3 protein-coding genes are annotated in these 3,685 nt (G+C 47.1%); all 3 read right to left on the bottom strand.

Annotation, left to right across the window (positions count from 1 at the left end; genetic code table 11):
* A partial coding sequence (locus H6S82_RS23470; protein WP_191056791.1) for a ribonuclease J occupies positions 1-1,757 on the bottom strand: 1,757 nt, incomplete at its 3' end.
* A gap of 160 nt (positions 1,758-1,917) precedes the next feature.
* On the bottom strand, positions 1,918-2,802 hold the full coding sequence (gene dapA / locus H6S82_RS23465) for a 4-hydroxy-tetrahydrodipicolinate synthase (RefSeq protein ID WP_190464366.1): 885 nt from the start codon (positions 2,800-2,802) through the stop codon (positions 1,918-1,920).
* A 101-nt stretch (positions 2,803-2,903) separates the two neighbouring features.
* The coding region (locus H6S82_RS23460) for an aspartate-semialdehyde dehydrogenase (protein WP_191056790.1) at positions 2,904-3,685 on the bottom strand (782 nt) is incomplete at its 5' end.

The following is a 3,685-nucleotide window of genomic DNA, read 5'->3' as shown; positions in this document are numbered from 1 at the left end:
TGATCTCTGGTCTTCTTGACGCGACGGCGACGACCTGTAGCTTTAGCTGGAGGTGGTGCATCGGGAATTTGCATCAAGAAGACCAGCAAAGGACGACTTTGGAGTTCGCGGCGCAGCAGTCGCTGTAGCGCTTGTTCGATTTGGACTTGCAAACCAGCCCAGTCCACTTCCAGTTCTTCACCATCAAAAGAACGAGCGAATTCTTGCCAGCGATCGTTCAACAAGTTTTCGATCGTCTGCTGGACAAGCTTTTGCAGCAAAGACCGTTCCACTGTAGTGACCACACCTCTTAAGTGTACTTCCGGCTTAGCCACCAGTTTGCCTTCCCAATCGATCGCACTAGCCACAGTCACAACACCATCTTCTGCCAGTTGCTGACGTTCCTTGAGAATACTGTCGTGCAGAAGACCGGCGTTATCGACCAGTTGAATACCTGCGGGAACCTTGCCACCAATGCGGATGCTATCCTCAGATAATTCCACCACATCGCCATTATCGATTATCACCATATTTTCTGCTGGAATGCCCATATTTTGAGCAGTCTTGGCGTGCTGCACCAGCATCCGGTGTTCCCCGTGGACCGGCAAAAAGAATTTGGGACGAGTCAAAGCGATCATCAGCTTTTGGTCTTCCTGACAACCGTGACCGGAAACGTGAATGCCCTTATCTCTACCGTAGATGACGTTAGCACCCTGCATCATCAATTTATCGATCGTCGTCACAACTGCGATCGTATTTCCCGGAATGGGATTTGCCGAGAAAACTACCGTATCGCCCTTGCGGATTTTAATATGGGGATGTTCTTGATTGGCAATCCGAGTCATCGCCGCCAGCGGTTCCCCTTGCGATCCGGTTGTCAAAATCAGAATTTTCTCATCGGGTAAGCTGCGGACAGTGTGCCAAGGTTGCAGCAAATTGTCTTCACATTTTACATAACCGAGATTGCGAGCGTGGGCAATCACATTCAGCATCGATCTACCGATGACCGATACCACCCGATTGTGCTTCTTCGCCAGTTCTAAAATCATACCGATCCGGTGTACCGAAGAAGCGAATGTCGTCACCATCAAGCGTCCCGGTGCTTGGGAGAAAATCCGGTCTAAATTCGGATAAACTGACCTTTCCGAAGGCGTTTGACCGGGAACTTCCGAATTGGTGGAATCGCTAATCAAGCACAGAACGCCCTTTTCGCCGTGTTCGGCTAGCTTTTGCAGATCGAAAAATTCACCATCCACGGGAGTGTGGTCAATTTTAAAATCACCTGTGTGAATGATGACGCCAGCCGGGGTGTGAATGGCGACAGTAAAGCTATCGGAAATCGAGTGAGTATTGCGAATGAATTCCGCGAAAAAGTAAGAACCGATGCGAACAATGTCGCGAGGCATAACCGATCGCAGTTCCGTGCGGTTAGCAACACCCGCTTCTTCCAGTTTACCTTGCAACAAAGCCATCGCCAAACGCGGGCCATAAATCACCGGAATATCAAATTGTTTGAGGTGATAGGGAATGCCGCCGATGTGGTCTTCGTGACCGTGGGTGACTATCATGCCCTTAATTTTGTGGCGATTTTCCCGCAGATAAGTCAAATCTGGCAAAACAATGTTGACTCCGTGCATTCCCTCAGTGGGAAAAGCCAATCCCGCATCTAATAGCACGATTTCATCGTCGTACTCGAACACGCAAGTATTCTTGCCAATCTCGTGCAGACCGCCGAGAGGAATAATTTTGATAGTTGGGGAATTGCCGTTTTTAGTCATTTGCATCCTTACGATAAGTTTCAAAAAGTTGCTGTTGCCAATCGTTCGTCGAACGTCGTTCATTGTTAGTAACTATGAACTGCGAACTGCGAGCCATTAGCTATTAGCCATTAGCTAAATTATTCAGTTGTTTAAAAACTTGGCATAAGTATCGTGTCTGCTATAGCAGAGAAAGATCTTTTAGCACAGCTTTTAATTTTTCAGTAATTTCAGTACTTGCTTCGCTTAAAGGTAGGCGGGGGCTACCTACATCCCAACCTTGGAGTTTCAAAGCTGCTTTTACTGGAATCGGATTAGTTGTGGCAAACAGAGCTTTAAACAGTGGAAAAAGTTGCAAATGTATCTGAGATGCTTCTTGAGTTTTACCTGCAAAAAAAGCTTCAATCATTTGTTTTAACTGCGTTCCCACCACATGACTGGCTACACTTACTACACCTACACCGCCAACTGCAAGCATTGGTAAAGTGAGGGAATCGTCCCCTGAATATATCTCAAATTCCGGAGGAGTTAAACATTTTGTTTGGCTTGCCCGATCCAGATTGCCGCTAGCTTCTTTAATGGCAACGATATTGGGAATTTTAGCTAAGCGGGCAACTGTTTCTGGCAACAGATCTTGACCGGTGCGACCCGGTACGTTGTAAAGCATTATCGGCAGATCGGGTGTGGATTGCGCGATCGCTTCAAAATGCCGGTACAGCCCTTCTTGCGGTGGTTTGTTGTAGTACGGAACAACTTGCAAAGAACCATCTAATTCTATCTTAGCGGCTTTTTGCGTAGCTGCGATCGCTTCGCTTGTCGAATTTGAACCTGTGCCTGCCAGCACTTTTGCTTTACCGCCTACTGCCTTTTTTACTACCTGAAATAGTTCGTATTCTTCTGACCAAGTTAACGTTGGCGATTCGCCAGTAGTACCGCACACTACCAAGCCTTCCGAACCGTTATCTACCAGATGGATTGCCAGCTGCTCTGCCACAGCATAATCTACGCTGCCGTCTTGTTTAAACGGCGTAATCATTGCCGTTACAACTCTTCCAAACCTTACCACACTCTTAATAACTCCTCAACAACAGATTTTAGATTTTGGATTTTAGATTTTGGATTTTAGAATAATAATTTATCCAAAATCCTTACTTAAAATGACGATAATTAAACAGAAACAGCCGCTGCTGCTTTCCGAACCCAATTTTTTGCTACCAACAGTTCTGCTATTTGCACTGCATTTAATGCTGCGCCTTTGCGAATTTGGTCTCCTGAAAGCCAAAATTCCAATCCACCTGGGTTAGAAATATCTTCACGAATTCTCCCCACTAAAACCTCATCTTTACCGCTGGCTTCTATGGGCATCGGGAAGTAATTTGCCTGCCAATCTTCTACTAAGCGCACGCCCGGAGCCTGACTGAGAATGTCCCGCGCCTTTTCTACAGAAAAAGGTCGATCGAATTCTAGATTAATCGCTTCCGAGTGCGCCCGCAGCACGGGAACTCGCACGCAAGTTGCCGTAATTCTCATCTCTGGAGAGCCGAAGATCTTGCGCGTCTCGTTGACCATTTTCATTTCTTCTTCACAATACCCCAATTTGTTCAACTTAGAGTTGTGGGGAAATAAATTAAACGCCAATGGGTAGGGAAATATTTCCTTTTGGGGTGTTTCGCCTGCCAAAATCGCCTTAGCTTGCTCTTTCACTTCCTCCATTGCCCTAGCTCCTGCACCGCTGGCAGATTGATAGGTTGCCGCTACCATCCGTTTGACTGGCTGTACCCGATGCAAAGGCCAAACCGCGACAGACATCAAAATAGTTGTGCAGTTGGGATTGGCGATAATGCCGCGATGGTCGGCTGCCGCCTCTGGATTTACTTCCGGAACTACTAAAGGCACTTGCGGTTCCATACGGAAAGCGCTGGAGTTATCGACGACTACTGCACCCGCCT

It is taken from the genome of Planktothrix sp. FACHB-1355, from assembly GCF_014748295.1.
Lineage (GTDB): Bacteria > Cyanobacteriota > Cyanobacteriia > Cyanobacteriales > Aerosakkonemataceae > Aerosakkonema > Aerosakkonema funiforme_A.
The sequence above is the reverse complement of the archived record's forward strand: the minus strand, read 5'-3'. Positions and strand labels throughout refer to the sequence as shown.